Genomic DNA, 13,445 nt, shown 5'->3' on the forward strand with positions numbered 1-13,445 from the left:
GTGGCGGGCGCGGGCGGCGCGGCCGTTTCGGCGGCGACGGCGACATTGGCGGCGATCGGCAAGGCCGTTGTCACCGCTTCCGCCAGATCGGGCAGGCGAAGCGCGAGCGTGGCGGCGGCGGCCCCCGCGACCAGGGGCAGAAGCGTCACCCGCCGGTGCCAGGGCGTGCTCATCGCACATCCTTCAGGGCGCGCAGGATGCCCTGATCGGAAGCGGCACCGGCCCGGCTGGCGGAATCGGCCGGTCGGCCGCCCGAGCCGGCCCGGACCAGACGGTCGGCGAGATTGTTGGCGGAAGCGACCAGCAGCGAGAGTTCGTCGCTCGACTTGCGGGCCGCCTCGATCTGATTCCCGAGCCGCGCCGCCGACGCCTCGGCGGCCATGCGCAACTCGATGATGCCGGCCTGGGCCCGGCGCGTCGCCTCGTTCAGCCCCTCGACCAGAAGGCGCAATTCATCGTGGCCACCCTTCAGTCCTTCCAGCTTCCGGTGCAGGCGGACGGCCAGAACGATCGTGGCCACCAGCAGGCCGGCGAGGCCCAGATCCATGATCAATCCGATGGTGCTCATGGCTTGTCCCCGCCCTGCTTGCCGGTTTTCATCAGCGATTGCTCCACCTTGACGGCGACCATGTTGCCGACGCGCCCCATGCGTCCGCGCAGCATCGGCATTCCGCCGCATTTCAGCTCGATCGGCGAATCGGGACCGCAGTTCAGCATGATGGTCTGCCCGACCTGCAGATGCATGACATCGCCGAGGTTCATCATCTGCTCGTCCAGCACCGCGTCGATCTGGACTTCGGTCGCCCAGAGTTCGCTGGCGAGATGGCTTTCCCAGATGGTGTCGCGGCCGAATTTCTCGCCCATGAACATCTGCAGCAGCAATTCGCGCACCGGCTCGATGGTGGCATAGGGCAGCACCAGCTCCATGCGGCCGCCGCGATCTTCCATGTCGACGCGCAGGCGGACGAGGATGGCGGCATTGGCGTCGCGGGCGATGGTGGCGAAGCGCGGATTGACCTCCAGCCGCTCGAAGGTGAAATCGACCGGGGTCAACGGCTCGAAAGCCGTCTTCATGTCCTTCAGCACGACCTGGACCATGCGCTCGACCAGGTTACGCTCGATCGTCGTGTAGGGGCGGCCTTCGATACGCATGGCCGTGGTGCCCTTGCGCCCGCCCAGCAGTACGTCGACGATCGAATAGATCAGGTTGGACTCGACCGTCAGCAGACCGAAATTGTCCCATTCGACGGCGCGGAACACGGTCAGGATCGCCGGCAGCGGGATCGAGTTCAGATATTCGCCGAAACGGATCGAGGTGATGTTGTCCAGCGTCACCTCGACATTGTCCGAGGTGAAATTGCGCATCGAGGTCGAGAGCAGCCGCACCAGCCGGTCGAAGACGATCTCGAGCATCGGTAGCCGGCCATAGGAGACCAGCGAGGAATTGATGATGGAGCGGATGCCGGTCTGGGCCCCGCCCGCGCTGTCGACCGAATCGAAGCCGAGCAGGCTGTCGATCTCGTCCTGGCTGAGGGCGCGGCCGGACTGGCCGGCGAGCGCGGCATCCTCGAAACCCTCTTCCCCCTCGCCCGGCGCGGCTTCGGCGCCGGACTCGTTCCCTTCGGCCTCGTCGCCGCCCGCCATGGCGGCCCATTCCGCCGCGAGCGCGTCTTCGTCGACAGGGGCGCCGGTTTCGGTCTCGTTCGCCATCACTGCACCAGCATTTCCTTGAACAGGACGTCGTCGATCGCGGCGGGCGCCATCATCTGATTCGCCCGCGCCAGCAATTCTTCCTTCAGGCGCATCAGCCCGGCCGAACCTTCGAGGTCCTCGAGCCGGAGTTCGCGCAGATAGATCTGGAAACTGTCGATCAGGCGGGGCTGCACCTTCTGCAGGACGGCGGTCACCGCCGGGTCGCCGAATTGCAGCGACAGCTTGATCTTCAGATAAGCCGCCCTGTTGCCGGTGGTGTGAAGGTTCACCAGCATGTCCGGCATGTCGTAGAAGATCGGATCGGCATGGGCTTCGCCGCCCTTCTCGCCGGCCGCGGCGCCTTCGCCATGACCGCCTTCGGCCGCGCCTTCTTCCGTGCCCTTGCCCAGCAGGGGATCGAGCAATCCGGCGAAATAGGCCCCGGCCCCGCCGAGGAGCAGGAGAACCGGCAACGCGATCAGCAGCAGCTTCAGCTTGCCGCCCTTCCTCGCCTTGCCGCCCTCGCCATTCGCCCCGGCCTCGCCCGCAGGGAGGCCGCTGACCAGCGCGTCTAGATCCTGCTGAGATGCCGCATTGCTTGCCATCGTGGGGCCAAACTCCGGAAAAGCCTTCTGGTCGACGGAGAATTTACAGGCATCTTCCTTAACAAGCGGTTGTGATCGCGGCCCGCCCCGGCAACTTCTGCCGGGTAAAGCTGACCCCCGGACTCTCCGGCACCTCCCCCGGCCTTGGTCGAAATCCCTTGATTTCCGCCGCTTTCGCACTTGGCACGCGATCTGCACATATCTCTTCGACCGCGAGCCTTCGAGGCGACGGCGGTGGAAAGGAGACCGGAAACCATGGATAACGCGCTTTATGTCGGCCTGTCGCAACAGATGGTGCTCGAGCGCCAGATGGACCTGGTCGCGAATAATATCGCGAATCTGAACACGACCGCCTTCCGCGCCGTCCGTCCGGTCTTCCAGGAATATGTGATGAACGCGGGGCCCCAGCAGCCGGTCTCCTTCGTTCTCGATTATGGCGTCGCTCGCGACAGCCGCCCCGGCGTGATGACCCCGACCGACAATCCGTTCGACCTCGCCATCAACGGCGAAGGCTTCATGTCGGTGCAGACGCCGGACGGCATCCGCTACACGCGCAACGGCCATTTCACCCTCGACCCCACCGGCCGGATGACGACCCGCGAGGGCTATCCCCTGCTGGACGACGGCGGCGCCGAGATCACGGTGGACGACCCGAACCTCGGCACCCCGGTGATCAGCGGCGACGGCACCATCGCCCAGGGCGACACGCTGCTGGGCAAGGTCGGCATGTTCAGTTTCGACAAGGAGCAGGGCCTGAAGGCCGTGGGGGAGAGCCTGTTCGAAGCCCCGGCCGGCGTGACCGCCACCCCCGCCGATGGCGAGACCCAGGTGGTGCAGGGAATGCTCGAGGGCTCGAACGTCCAGCCCGTCATCGAAATCACCCGGATGATCGAGCTGCAGCGCCGTTACCAGACCATGCAGAACCTGCTTTCGGAAGATCACGACCTGCAACGCACGGCCATCCAGCGGCTGGGCAAGGTCCAGCAGAGCTAAGGCAAGGAGATCCCCATGCGCAGCCTTTCCATCGGCGCGACCGGCATGTTGGCCCAGCAGCTGAATGTCGAAGTCATCTCGAACAATCTCGCCAACATGTCGACGACCGGCTTCAAGCGTCAGCGCGCCGAGTTCCAGGACCTGCTTTACGAGAACATCAAGCGCATGGGCACGACCTCGTCCGATGCCGGCACGGTCATCCCCAGCGGCGTTCAGCTCGGCACCGGTGTGAAGACGGGCTCCGTCTATCGCATCATGGGTCAGGGCAACATGACCTCGACCGACAATACCTATGATCTCGGGGTCCAGGGCCGTGGCTATTTCCGCATCCTGATGCCGAACGGCACCGAGGCCTATACGCGGGCCGGCGCCTTCCAGCTGAACGGCGACGGCCAGATCGTCACCCAGGACGGCTATACCGTGCAGCCCGGCATCGTCATTCCGCAGAACGCGACCGATGTCGCGATCTCGGCGACCGGCGAGGTCGCGGTGACCCTGCCCGGTCAGGTCGATCCCCAGGTGGTCGGCCAGCTCGATCTGGCGACCTTCATCAATCCCGCCGGGCTCGCCGCCACCGGCGACAACCTGTTCACCGAAACCCCGGCATCCGGCACCGCCACCGTCGGCCTGCCGGGCGACGAGGGTTTCGGCACCCTGCTGCAGGGCTATGTCGAGGCCGCCAACGTCAATCCGGTGCAGGAGATCACCAATCTGATCTCGGCCCAGCGCGCCTATGAACTCAACTCCAAGGTGATCACGGCATCCGACGAGATGCTGCAGACGATCACCCAGATCCGCTGAAGGAGAGCCGCCATGATCCGCTTCGCCATCGGCATGATGCTGTGGCTTCTCGCCTTCGGCCTTGCCATTCCGGTCCGGGCGGAAGACGCGGGCACCATCGTTCCCGTCCTGCTGCGCGACATCGCCACCGGCGAGGTGCTGAACGCCGACGACCTGACGGATGGCGCCATCGCGACGGCGCTGCCGGCCAACACGGCCGAAAGCGCCGATCAGCTGGTCGGCATGGCGGCGCGCAAGCCCCTGCGCGCCGGCCGCCCCGTGTCCCTGTCGGAAGTGCGCCGGCCGATCCTCGTCAACAAGGGCAGCCTTTTGACCGTCCGCGTCTCGATGCCGGGCATCGAGCTGTCGACGACGGCGAAGGCGATCGAACAGGGCGCCATGGGCGAAGTGATCCGCGTCATGAACCTGACCTCCAACCGCGTCGTCCAGGCCGTGGTCAGCGGCGCGGGCGAAGCCGTGGTGCCCGTCGCCGCCCAGCCCGTGATGTAACGTGAAACGACCAGCCAGAAGGCCAAGGACCATGAACCGCTTCATCCGCCTCGCCCTTGTCGTCGCCGCCGCCTGCAGCCTTGGTGCCTGCGCCGGCTTTCAGGAGCGCATGAGCCGCATCGGCGAAGCCCCGCCGCTGACGGCGATCCAGAACCCGACCGCGGCCCCGGGCTATACGCCGGTCAGCCTGCCCATGCCGAATGACGGCGCCCTGGCCGGTTCGTCGGCCAGCCTGTGGCAGCAGGGCTCGCGCGCCTTCTTCAAGGACAACCGGGCGGCCCGGGTCGGCGACATCCTGACCGTCGCGATCAATATCGACGAAGAAGCCGATGTCCAGAACCAGACCGAGAGGACCCGGGATTCCAAGGAAAACCTCGGCCTTGGCGGGCTCTTCGGCCTCGAGAGCACGGTCGTCGGCGCGGCATTGCCGGCCGAATATTCGCCCAGCGGCGCCGTCGACCTGAATTCGGGCACCAGTTCGACCGGCAATGGCACGATCAAACGCTCGGAAGCGGTGAAGATGACCATCGCCGCCGTCGTCACCCAGATCCTGCCCAACGGCAATCTGGTGATCCAGGGCCGCCAGGAAGTCCGCGTGAACCACGAGGTGCGCGAACTGCTGATCGCCGGCATCGTCCGCCCGTCGGACATCACCGCCGCCAACACGATCAAGCACACCCAGATCGCCGAAGCCCGCATTTCCTACGGCGGCCGCGGCCAGATCACCGACATGCAGCAGCCGCGCTATGGCCAGCAGGTGCTCGACGCCATCCTGCCTTTCTGATCCTGCCCTTCCGATCCTGATGGGGCGCCCTCGGTAACCGAAGGCGCCCCGTCTTTCAACCGTCACCGAACCGACAGAATTCTTCCGCCATCCGTGTGCTAGCCAGCCCCCAAATCCTCATTTCAGGACCGCAGGGGAACACGGATGACCAGCCTGACGATCGCCGCCAGCACCACGCGCACCACGCGCCTCGACATGAACGACACCGCCGTCGACAATCTGACGGTCGAGGCGACCGGCGCTATCTCGGTCTCGGCCAATGCCCAGTCGGTGCGTTTCACCGGGGCGACGACGAACGGTGTCATCGACAATAGCGGCACGATCGAGAACACGGCCGGGGGCCGCGCCATCCGCATCGAGTCCGGCGTCGGCGCCAGCTTCACCGCGTCGATCACCAACCAGTCCGGCGGCCTGATCCAGTCGACCGACGACGCGCTGCAGATCCAGTCGTCCATCACCTCGGGCAGCATCACCCTCACCAATGGCGGCACCATCACGTCCGGCACCGGCCAGGCCGTCGACTTCGCCTCGGCGGAGGGCGTGACGGTCACCATCGGCAACACGGGCACGATCCAGTCGGGCTCCAATGACGCCATCCGCGCCGGCTCGGGCGCGGCGGTCACCAACAGCGGCACGATCAACGGCGGCACCGACGCGGGCTTCACCGCCAGCACCGATGGCGTCGACTTCCGCGCCTTCGGCGGCAGCCTGACCAACGAGACCGGGGGCAGCATCTCCGCCGACCGCCATGGTGTGAACGCGGGTGACAATGGCGTCGCCGGCTTCATCACGGTGATCAACGAAACCGGGGCCTCGATCACCGGTCGTAACGGCTCGGGTGTCGGCTCGGATGGCTCGGGCAGCGTCACCAACCATGGCACGATCACCGGCGCCTTCAGCAATGACCCCGCCTCCGACCAGAATGGCGACGGCGCGGGTGGCACGCCCGACGGCACACCGGACGGCGATGGCGACGGCATCGATTTCGACTTCGAGGCGACCATCGTCAACTATGGCCGGATCGAGGGCACGGGCGCCGGCGGCCATGGCTCGGACGGCTTCGCCAACACCAGCGAAGGCATCGCCATCGGCGGCGGCAGCGTGACCAATCACAGTGGCGCCACCATCATCGGTGCCGGCCTCGGCATTCTCGTCGACGACAGTTCGCGCGGGAACGCGCCCTATCTGACCACCATCGTCAACGACGGCACGATCGAGGGCACCAGTCTCGAAGCCATCAAGCTGGTCGGCACCTTCGCCGACACGATCACCAACAACGGCACGATCACCGGCGGCAACGGCACGGCGATCCTGTTCGGTTCGGGCGACAATACCCTGACCCTCGGCGAAACCTCGTCGATCACCGGCCTGTCCGACGGCGGCATCGGCACCAACAGCCTCGTCTACGACGGCTGGACCACCGGCGTCCTCGTCAGCCTCGCCAGCGGTCGCGCCAGCGGCACCGATGGCATCGCCAATTTCCAGACCGTCGCGGGCACGGATCATGCCGACACCCTGATCGGCGACGGCGCCGTCAACACGCTGTCGGGCGGCGGCGGCGCCGACCGGATCATCGGCGGAACCGGCGACACGCTGCTGGGCGGTGCCGGCGCCGATGTCATCACGATCGACGGTCTCGCCGCCCTCATCGACGGCGGCACCGGCAACGACACGCTGATCGTCAACGCGAATCTCTCATTCGCGGCGGGCGGCGTGGCGGGGCTCGAACGGGGTGTCGTCGGCGATGGCGTGAGCACCGATTTCAGCCTGCTCGCCGACGGCATGACCATCGCCTCCCGCAGCACGGCCGGCGGCGGCGTCGAGATCACCGGGACGGCGGGCGCCGACCGCATTTCGGCCCGGCTCGGCGACGACGTGCTGAACGGCGCGGCCGGCGACGACCTGCTGATCGGCGGCGGCGGCAATGATGTTTTCGTCTTCGATGACGCGGGTTTCGGCCGCGATACCGTCGCCCGCTTCGCGGATGGCCACGATGTGATCCGCGTCGCCAGCACCCTGGCCGCCGATTTCGACGCCCTGACCATCACGGGTCAGGGCAACCGTGCCGTGATCGATTTCGGGGACGGCGACATGATCATCCTGCGCGGCGTCGCGGTGGCCGACATCGACGCTTCGGATTTCCTCTTCGTCTGAAACAAAGACGGGCGCCTTTCGACAAGAAAGGCGCCCGTCATCTGTTCCCCGTTGTCGCCGGATCAGTCGTCCCGATAGGTGCGTTCGCGGCGTTCATGCCGCTCCTGCGCCTCGATCGACAGCGTGGCGATCGGCCTGGCATCAAGGCGACGCAAGGTGATCGGATCGCCCGTCTCCTCGCAATAGCCGTAATTGCCGTCTTCGATGCGGCGCAGGGCGGCATCGATCTTGCCGATCAATTTTCGCTGACGATCGCGGGTCCGCAACTCCAGCGCCCGCTCCGATTCAGCCGAGGCCCGATCCGCGAGATCGGGTTCGGCCACCGTATCTTCCTGCAGGTGCAGCAAGGTTTCCTGGCTTTCCCGCAGGATTTCTTCACGCCAAGCCACGAGTTTGCGCCTGAAGTACTCACGCTGGCGCGGGTTCATGAACTCTTCGTCTTCGCTCGGATGATAATCCGGCGGCAACTCTGCTCCCATGCCATCCCTCATGCACGATGCTATGCCGCAAGGCGGGCGGAGTATAACAGCGACCGCCTCGTGTTCAAGCCCGGCTTTCCGAACAAAAACCGAGCATTTCCAGAGATTTAGAGCCGAATCGCGACGAGGGCGCCGATGGCGGCGTCAAAAGCCGAGCTTGGCCAGCTCGACTTCGGCCCGCAATTCGATGTCGGCCAATACGCCCGCGAGTCGCGGATCCTCGATCTTCTCCTGCCGGCCGCGCACCATGGCGAGAAGATTCTGCAGTTTTTCCTTGGGGAAATGACCGAACAAAAGCCCCATCTTCAGCTCGTCCAGCCGGTCGAGAAGGTCGTTGCCACGCTTGGCCGCCCGGCGCCGCTCGCCATCGGCGTCGACTTCCTGCAGGGCAAAGAGCGCGCCCACGCCGCCGACGGGCCCCGCGCCGGACAGGCCGCTACCTGCCGCCGTCTCCTCGGTCTCGCCGAGCTTGAAGCCGCCATCGCCCGGGCGCGCGCCGCGCCGGGCGCCGGGCGCCGCCGGACCACCGATTCTGCCGCTGCCATCAATCTTCATACCGGCGCCTGGATCCCTTGCTGGTCCGCCATCATCGCGTCCCCAGCGTTAACAAGCCCTGAAGGCACCCCGGCCAAACCGGCAAATCTTGCCGCCGCGGCAGGGCTTGCCCACCCAAGGTCACGCCAAGTCCTTGATTTGGCAAGGCCCCTTTCTTGGCACGGCTTTCGCAACACGGACAGCCAGGCGGAGAAGCCGCCCCTTGCGAGAGAAGAACCCATGCGACATGTCCTGATTGCCTTCGCGGTCCTCGCGACCGTGGTATTCGGCACCGCGGCCCCGGCCGGGGCCGCGGCCTCGCGCATCAAGGACATCGCCGACATCCAGGGCGTTCGCGAAAACATGCTGGTCGGCTACGGCCTCGTGGTCGGTCTCGACGGCTCGGGCGATTCCCTGCGCAACTCGCCCTTCACCAAACAGAGCCTCGAGGCGATGCTCGAGCGTCTCGGCGTCAATACCCGCGACACCGACCTGAAGACGAAGAATGTCGCCGCGGTCATGGTGACCGCCGAACTGCCCCCCTTCAGCCGCACCGGCAGCCGCGTCGATGTCACGGTTTCGGCCCTTGGCGACGCCAAGAGCCTGCAGGGCGGCACGCTGCTCGTGACCCCGTTGCTGGGCGCCGATGGCGAAGTCTATGCCGTCGCGCAAGGCTCGGTCTCGGTCAGCGGCTTCAAGGCGCAGGGCGCCGCCACCTCGGTGATCAAGGGCGTACCCACCTCGGCCCGCATCGCCAATGGCGCGGTGGTCGAGCGCGAGGTCGCCTATGCCTTCGGCACCGAGCCCAGCATCCGCCTTTCCCTGCGCAATCCCGATTTCACCACGGCCCGGCGCATCGCCGAGGCGGTCGTCCGGCAATTGAAGGGCCAGGCCCGCGCGCTCGATACCTCGACCGTGGAAATCCAGGTGCCGCCCCAGTATCGCGCCGACATCGTTTCCTATGTCACCCAGATCGAACAGTTGAAGGTGACGCCGGATCAGCCCGCGCGCATCGTCATCGACGAAGCCTCCGGCACCATCGTCATCGGCGCCGATGTCCGGGTTTCCACCGTCGCCATCGCGCAAGGCAACCTGACCGTCCGCATCTCGGAAGCGCCGCAGGTCTCGCAGCCCGCCCCCTTCTCGGGCGGTCGGACCACCGTCGTGCCGCGCACCGATGTCCAGGTCGACGAGGGCCAGGAACAGCGCGTCGTCATGATGGAATCGGGTGTCAGCCTGCAGGATTTGGTCAACGGGCTGAACGGCCTTGGCCTTGGTCCGCGCGACCTCATCTCCATCCTGCAGGCGATCAAGGCCGCCGGCGCCCTCCAGGCCGATATCGAGGTAATGTGATGACCGCCGCCGCCGCGCCCGTCCGCTACGCCTATCCGACCGACCGCCCGCTGCCGCCGGTCTCGCCCCGGCTGAAGGCGCAAGCCGAGGATTTCGAGGCCATGGTCATGTCGCAGATGATCAGCCCGATGTTCGAGGGTCTGAAAAGCGATGGCCCCTTCGATGGCGGCGCCGGCGAATCCGCCTTCCGCGGCTTCCTGATCCAGGAATTCGGCAAGTCCGTCGCCGCCCGCGGCGGCATCGGCCTGTCCGACATGCTGATCCGTTCCCTGCTCGTCACCGAGGAGCCCGCCCATGCCCAGTAGCCCCCCCCGTGGCCCCATGCCCATGGACTTGTCCGCCGCCGCCATCGAAACCATGGCCAGCCTGACCGAACGCCTGGCCAGGGCCATCGAGGACGAATGCGAGACGATCGCCGCCCGTCAATTCTCGCGCCTGAAGGGCCAGATCGAGCGCAAGCTGCAGGTCGTCGGCGCCTACGAACGCCAGATCGCTCTGATGGGGGGCGGCGCCGTGGTCGCCGCCGACCCGATGGCCCGCGCCCGGCTGCGGGACCCGACGCAGCGCCTGCGCGAGGCGATGAGCCTGCACACGGTCCGCGTCGCCGCCGCCCGCACGGTCACCGACCGCCTGGTTCGCAGTGTCGCCGAAGCGGTGGCGGAAAAGGCCCGTCCGGTTCTGGGCTATGGCCCCGGCGCCGCGCTGCGGACCGCCCATGCCGCGCCCGCCGCCATGGCCATTCGCGCCGAAGCCTGACGAACGGGCAGGAATTGCCCGGCAATTCCTGCCTACCCGGCAGTTTTTTCCCACCAGAACGGGCAAAAAATGCCGCCGCCTCGGAACCGGAGCCGACACGTCCTCCAGCAAATCCGCCGGTCTCCAAGATGCACCCAATTTGGCACGATCCCTGCAACGCTTTCACCGAGGCCCAGAAGGGCTTCATCACATTGGACCAGAAGGACCAGACCCATGGCTGACATCAAGCTCACCGCGACCTCGCGCTCCAACCTCCTCTCGCTGAACGAGACCACCGATCTCGCCAACCGCACCCAGAACCGTCTGTCGACGGGCCTGAAGGTGTCCAGTGCGATCGATGACGCGACCGCCTATTTCGCCGCCAAGTCGCTGAGCGACCGGGCGTCCGACCTGACCACTCGCAAGGGCGACATCGATCAGGGCATTTCCTCGCTGAAGGCCGCCGTGAACGCGACCCAGTCGGCGGAAACCCTGCTGAAGCAGATCAAGGGTGTCGCGATCTCGGCCAAGACGGCTGACGATACCACCAAGGCCGATTTGTCGACCCAGTTCTCCGACCTGCTCAACCAGCTGAATTCGCTGCTGGGCGACACGTCCTACCAGGGCACCAACCTCGTCAATTCGACCACCCAGAGCCTGACCGTCCGCTTCTCGGAAGTCACCTCGGCCCAGGTGACGATCAACAGCCGCGACCTTCGCGCCGGCGCCCTGATCACCGTCGCCACCGCCGCCGATGCCAAGGGTTCGGACATCTTCGCCGCGTTCCTGACCGGCGCTGGTTCCGCCGGTGCCGCCGCCGGTTTCTCGAACATCGCGGCCAGCAAGCTGATCACCACGATCGACGACATCACCGAAAGCCTCGATGGCGCGATCTCGTCGGTTCGCGCGACGGCCTCCTCGCTCGGCTCGAACATCACCCTGCTGCAGACCCGCGCGGACTTCAGCGAGAACTACTCCAACTCGCTGACGGAAGGCGCGGACAAGCTGACCCTCGCCGACCTGAACGAGGAAGGCGCCAACCTGGTCGCCCTGCAGACCCGCCAGCAGCTCGCCCTCAAGGCCCTGAGCTTCGCCGGCCAGAGCGAACAGAACGTCCTCTCGCTGCTCCAGTAATCGCGGCGCAGGCAGGCAATACCGGAAAGGGGCGGCATCAGCCGCCCCTTTCTCATGTCGGGTGGAGTCGCTGATCGCTTTACCTCGAATTAAGGAAACAGCGCCACTCTCGGGGACGAACCAGCCACGGAGTCCCCGGCGTGCCCCTGAAGATCACGCTCGCCCCTGAAGAAAAGATCATCGTCAATGGCGCCGTTCTCGCCAATGCGGGCGGCCATGCCACGATCACGGTCCTCAATCAGGCCCAAATCCTGCGCGGCAAGGACATCCTGACCCAGGATGACGCCATCACCCCCGCGACGCGCATCTACTACGTCCTGCAGTGCCTGTACCTGTTCCCCGACCGCGCGGCCGACTACCGCAAGGCCGCCGATGCGTTTCTCGCCGACTACGCGGCGGCGGCCCCCAGCGGCGCCGCCATCATCGACACCATCAACAAGCATTTGGCGACGGGCGCGGTCTATCAGGCCCTGCGCAGCGCGAAGAAGCTGCTCGTCCACGAGAAGGAGGTTCTCGATCATGTATCCGACCCAGCGTCGTCCCGCCTATAACAAGGCCCCGCCTTCCGGCGATCCACGGCGCACCGAGGGCTGGGCGCTGACCGAGGCCGCGCGCCGTCTGGCGGAAGCCCAGCGCTCGCCCGACAATGCAGAAGCCTTCATGGATGCCGTCCGCCGCAACTGGCGCCTGTGGACCATCTTCCAGGCCGGCGTCGCCTCGCCCGATTCGCCGATGCCCGTCGACCTGAAGTCCAATGTCCTGTCGCTGGCGAATTTCATCGATCGCCACACGGTGGGCATCCTGGCCGATCCCCAGCCCCAGAAGCTGGACATCCTGATCCGCATCAATCGCGAGATCGCGGCCGGTCTGCTGGCGAACCCGACCGAGGGCGCGGTTCTCCCCAACACGCCCACCCCCCCGGCCGCGGCCGGCGGCGGCATCAACCATTCGGTGTAATTTCATGCAGGCGGTGACCATGGCGGATTCGTCAATGCCCGCGACCGGATCGGGCAAGGGGGCCGACGGGCGCCTTGCCCCCTTCCTCCTCGAAATCCGGCCCCTGATCGAGAAGCAGGAGCATCAGGAGGCCATCGTCCGCATCGAAGCGCTGATGGATCACGATCCCCGCGACCCCGCCGCCCTGATCGGCCTCGGCTTCATCGCTTTCGCCAGCGACCAGATCGTCACCGCGCTCGATGCGCTGAAACACGCGCTCGAAACCGCGCCCCGCAGCGCGCTGGCGGCCGACAGTCTGGCCATTCTCTACGCCATCGCGGGCGAACTGGCGGAGGCGACCTTCTACGCCAAGCTGGCCCAGGCCAATGGTCTCGACGAAGACACGCTGAACATGCGGCCCGCCGGCTGGCCCGACTTCGCCTTCGTGTTCCGCAACATTCGCGAACGGCCCCTGCTCGCCCAGGGCCTGAAGCAGATGGCTGCCGGCCGGTCCGATCTCGGCCTCCGCCTGATCGAGGCGCAGGTCGCCTTCAGTCCCGAGGATGGCGAGACCCAGCGCGCCCATGCCGATGCCCTGATCGCCATCGGCCGGCACCGCCAGGCGGCCGAAATCCTGTCCCGCTTCGCGGCCAATGGCGCCGCCGACGCCTTCGACCTGTCCCGGCTCGGCCGGGCGCTGGCCGCCATCGGCGATGGCGCCGCGACCGGCATCATCGCCGAAGCTCTGGTGCTGGG

Annotated in this window: 17 protein-coding genes; 12 read left to right on the plus strand and 5 right to left on the minus strand. The window is 66.5% G+C overall.

Annotated features, from left to right (window positions below; genetic code table 11):
* Nucleotides 1–169: 169 nt before the first annotated feature.
* Genes WAZ62_RS20120 through WAZ62_RS20130 form a run of 3 tightly spaced genes read right to left on the minus strand, consistent with a single transcriptional unit; the run spans nt 170 to nt 2,297 of the window.
* Nucleotides 170–568, minus strand: a complete 399-nt coding sequence (locus tag WAZ62_RS20120) for a DUF6468 domain-containing protein (RefSeq protein ID WP_422645323.1) — start codon at nt 566–568, stop codon at nt 170–172.
* Nucleotides 565–1,710 carry a flagellar motor switch protein FliM gene (gene fliM / locus WAZ62_RS20125; RefSeq protein WP_422645324.1) on the minus strand — a complete coding sequence of 382 codons (1,146 nt, stop codon included), beginning with the start codon at nt 1,708–1,710 and terminating at the stop codon, nt 565–567. The genes WAZ62_RS20120 and fliM overlap by 4 nt, the downstream gene beginning before the upstream one ends.
* Nucleotides 1,710–2,297: a flagellar basal body-associated FliL family protein gene (locus tag WAZ62_RS20130; protein WP_422645325.1), complete on the minus strand. Its 588-nt coding sequence runs from the start codon at nt 2,295–2,297 to the stop codon at nt 1,710–1,712. The genes fliM and WAZ62_RS20130 overlap by 1 nt, the downstream gene beginning before the upstream one ends.
* Nucleotides 2,298–2,552: 255 nt before the next feature.
* On the opposite strand from WAZ62_RS20130, the gene flgF reads away from it, so the two are divergent.
* The 5 genes from flgF (at nt 2,553) to WAZ62_RS20155 (ending at nt 7,518) form a co-directional block, all read left to right on the plus strand.
* Nucleotides 2,553–3,290 carry a flagellar basal-body rod protein FlgF gene (flgF, locus tag WAZ62_RS20135; RefSeq protein ID WP_422645326.1) on the plus strand — a complete coding sequence of 246 codons (738 nt, stop codon included), beginning with the start codon at nt 2,553–2,555 and terminating at the stop codon, nt 3,288–3,290.
* Nucleotides 3,291–3,305: 15 nt separating this feature from the next.
* Nucleotides 3,306–4,091, plus strand: a complete 786-nt coding sequence (gene flgG, locus WAZ62_RS20140) for a flagellar basal-body rod protein FlgG (protein WP_422645327.1) — start codon at nt 3,306–3,308, stop codon at nt 4,089–4,091.
* A 12-nt stretch (nt 4,092–4,103) separates the two neighbouring features.
* Nucleotides 4,104–4,580, plus strand: a complete 477-nt coding sequence (flgA, locus tag WAZ62_RS20145) for a flagellar basal body P-ring formation chaperone FlgA (protein WP_422645328.1) — start codon at nt 4,104–4,106, stop codon at nt 4,578–4,580.
* A 31-nt stretch (nt 4,581–4,611) separates the two neighbouring features.
* Nucleotides 4,612–5,364, plus strand: coding sequence for a flagellar basal body L-ring protein FlgH (flgH, locus tag WAZ62_RS20150; RefSeq protein ID WP_422645329.1), 753 nt, complete (start codon nt 4,612–4,614; stop codon nt 5,362–5,364).
* A 144-nt stretch (nt 5,365–5,508) separates the two neighbouring features.
* Nucleotides 5,509–7,518: a beta strand repeat-containing protein gene (locus tag WAZ62_RS20155; protein WP_422645330.1), complete on the plus strand. Its 2,010-nt coding sequence runs from the start codon at nt 5,509–5,511 to the stop codon at nt 7,516–7,518.
* Between the two features lie 62 nt (nt 7,519–7,580).
* Here WAZ62_RS20155 and dksA read toward each other — a convergent pair whose 3' ends face one another.
* Nucleotides 7,581–7,997: an RNA polymerase-binding protein DksA gene (gene dksA, locus WAZ62_RS20160; protein ID WP_422645331.1), complete on the minus strand. Its 417-nt coding sequence runs from the start codon at nt 7,995–7,997 to the stop codon at nt 7,581–7,583.
* Between the two features lie 144 nt (nt 7,998–8,141).
* Nucleotides 8,142–8,552, minus strand: a complete 411-nt coding sequence (locus WAZ62_RS20165) for a flagellar assembly protein FliX (protein WP_422645332.1) — start codon at nt 8,550–8,552, stop codon at nt 8,142–8,144.
* A 219-nt stretch (nt 8,553–8,771) separates the two neighbouring features.
* Between WAZ62_RS20165 and WAZ62_RS20170 the strand changes: the two genes are divergently transcribed.
* From WAZ62_RS20170 to WAZ62_RS20200, 7 genes are all read left to right on the plus strand, one after another.
* Entirely contained in the window at nt 8,772–9,884 is a 1,113-nt protein-coding gene (locus tag WAZ62_RS20170; RefSeq protein ID WP_422645333.1) for a flagellar basal body P-ring protein FlgI, read from the plus strand.
* The gene (locus tag WAZ62_RS20175) at nt 9,884–10,189 is read left to right on the plus strand and encodes a rod-binding protein (protein WP_422645334.1); all 306 of its coding nucleotides are present in this window, start codon (nt 9,884–9,886) and stop codon (nt 10,187–10,189) included. The genes WAZ62_RS20170 and WAZ62_RS20175 overlap by 1 nt, the downstream gene beginning before the upstream one ends.
* Nucleotides 10,179–10,640, plus strand: coding sequence for a hypothetical protein (locus WAZ62_RS20180; RefSeq protein WP_422645335.1), 462 nt, complete (start codon nt 10,179–10,181; stop codon nt 10,638–10,640). The genes WAZ62_RS20175 and WAZ62_RS20180 overlap by 11 nt, the downstream gene beginning before the upstream one ends.
* 213 nt (nt 10,641–10,853) lie before the next feature.
* On the plus strand, nt 10,854–11,753 hold the full coding sequence (locus tag WAZ62_RS20185) for a flagellin (RefSeq protein WP_422645336.1): 900 nt from the start codon (nt 10,854–10,856) through the stop codon (nt 11,751–11,753).
* A 140-nt stretch (nt 11,754–11,893) separates the two neighbouring features.
* Nucleotides 11,894–12,304: a flagellar biosynthesis repressor FlbT gene (locus WAZ62_RS20190; protein ID WP_422645337.1), complete on the plus strand. Its 411-nt coding sequence runs from the start codon at nt 11,894–11,896 to the stop codon at nt 12,302–12,304.
* A complete protein-coding gene (gene flaF, locus WAZ62_RS20195) occupies nt 12,273–12,710 on the plus strand; it encodes a flagellar biosynthesis regulator FlaF (RefSeq protein WP_422645338.1) in 438 nt (145 codons plus the stop codon). The genes WAZ62_RS20190 and flaF overlap by 32 nt, the downstream gene beginning before the upstream one ends.
* Before the next feature lie 19 nt (nt 12,711–12,729).
* Nucleotides 12,730–13,445: tetratricopeptide repeat protein (locus WAZ62_RS20200; protein ID WP_422645339.1), on the plus strand; the 716-nt coding region annotated here is incomplete at its 3' end.

The sequence above is a fragment of the Zavarzinia sp. genome, from assembly GCF_049306435.1.
Taxonomy (GTDB): domain Bacteria; phylum Pseudomonadota; class Alphaproteobacteria; order Zavarziniales; family Zavarziniaceae; genus Zavarzinia.

Bases quoted from the DNA above. Each gene is read 5' to 3' on its own strand.
- WAZ62_RS20180 (WP_422645335.1), top strand. From the start codon at position 10,179: ATGCCCAGTAGCCCCCCCCGTGGCCCCATGCCCATGGACTTGTCCGCC.
- WAZ62_RS20155 (WP_422645330.1), top strand. From the start codon at position 5,509: ATGACCAGCCTGACGATCGCCGCCAGCACCACGCGCACCACGCGCCTC.
- flgA (WP_422645328.1), top strand. From the start codon at position 4,104: ATGATCCGCTTCGCCATCGGCATGATGCTGTGGCTTCTCGCCTTCGGC.
- WAZ62_RS20130 (WP_422645325.1), bottom strand. From the start codon at position 2,297: ATGGCAAGCAATGCGGCATCTCAGCAGGATCTAGACGCGCTGGTCAGC.
- WAZ62_RS20120 (WP_422645323.1), bottom strand. From the start codon at position 568: ATGAGCACCATCGGATTGATCATGGATCTGGGCCTCGCCGGCCTGCTG.
- fliM (WP_422645324.1), bottom strand. From the start codon at position 1,710: ATGGCGAACGAGACCGAAACCGGCGCCCCTGTCGACGAAGACGCGCTC.
- flaF (WP_422645338.1), top strand. From the start codon at position 12,273: ATGTATCCGACCCAGCGTCGTCCCGCCTATAACAAGGCCCCGCCTTCC.
- flgG (WP_422645327.1), top strand. From the start codon at position 3,306: ATGCGCAGCCTTTCCATCGGCGCGACCGGCATGTTGGCCCAGCAGCTG.
- WAZ62_RS20165 (WP_422645332.1), bottom strand. From the start codon at position 8,552: ATGAAGATTGATGGCAGCGGCAGAATCGGTGGTCCGGCGGCGCCCGGC.
- flgH (WP_422645329.1), top strand. From the start codon at position 4,612: ATGAACCGCTTCATCCGCCTCGCCCTTGTCGTCGCCGCCGCCTGCAGC.
- WAZ62_RS20185 (WP_422645336.1), top strand. From the start codon at position 10,854: ATGGCTGACATCAAGCTCACCGCGACCTCGCGCTCCAACCTCCTCTCG.
- WAZ62_RS20175 (WP_422645334.1), top strand. From the start codon at position 9,884: ATGACCGCCGCCGCCGCGCCCGTCCGCTACGCCTATCCGACCGACCGC.
- flgF (WP_422645326.1), top strand. From the start codon at position 2,553: ATGGATAACGCGCTTTATGTCGGCCTGTCGCAACAGATGGTGCTCGAG.
- dksA (WP_422645331.1), bottom strand. From the start codon at position 7,997: ATGGGAGCAGAGTTGCCGCCGGATTATCATCCGAGCGAAGACGAAGAG.
- WAZ62_RS20170 (WP_422645333.1), top strand. From the start codon at position 8,772: ATGCGACATGTCCTGATTGCCTTCGCGGTCCTCGCGACCGTGGTATTC.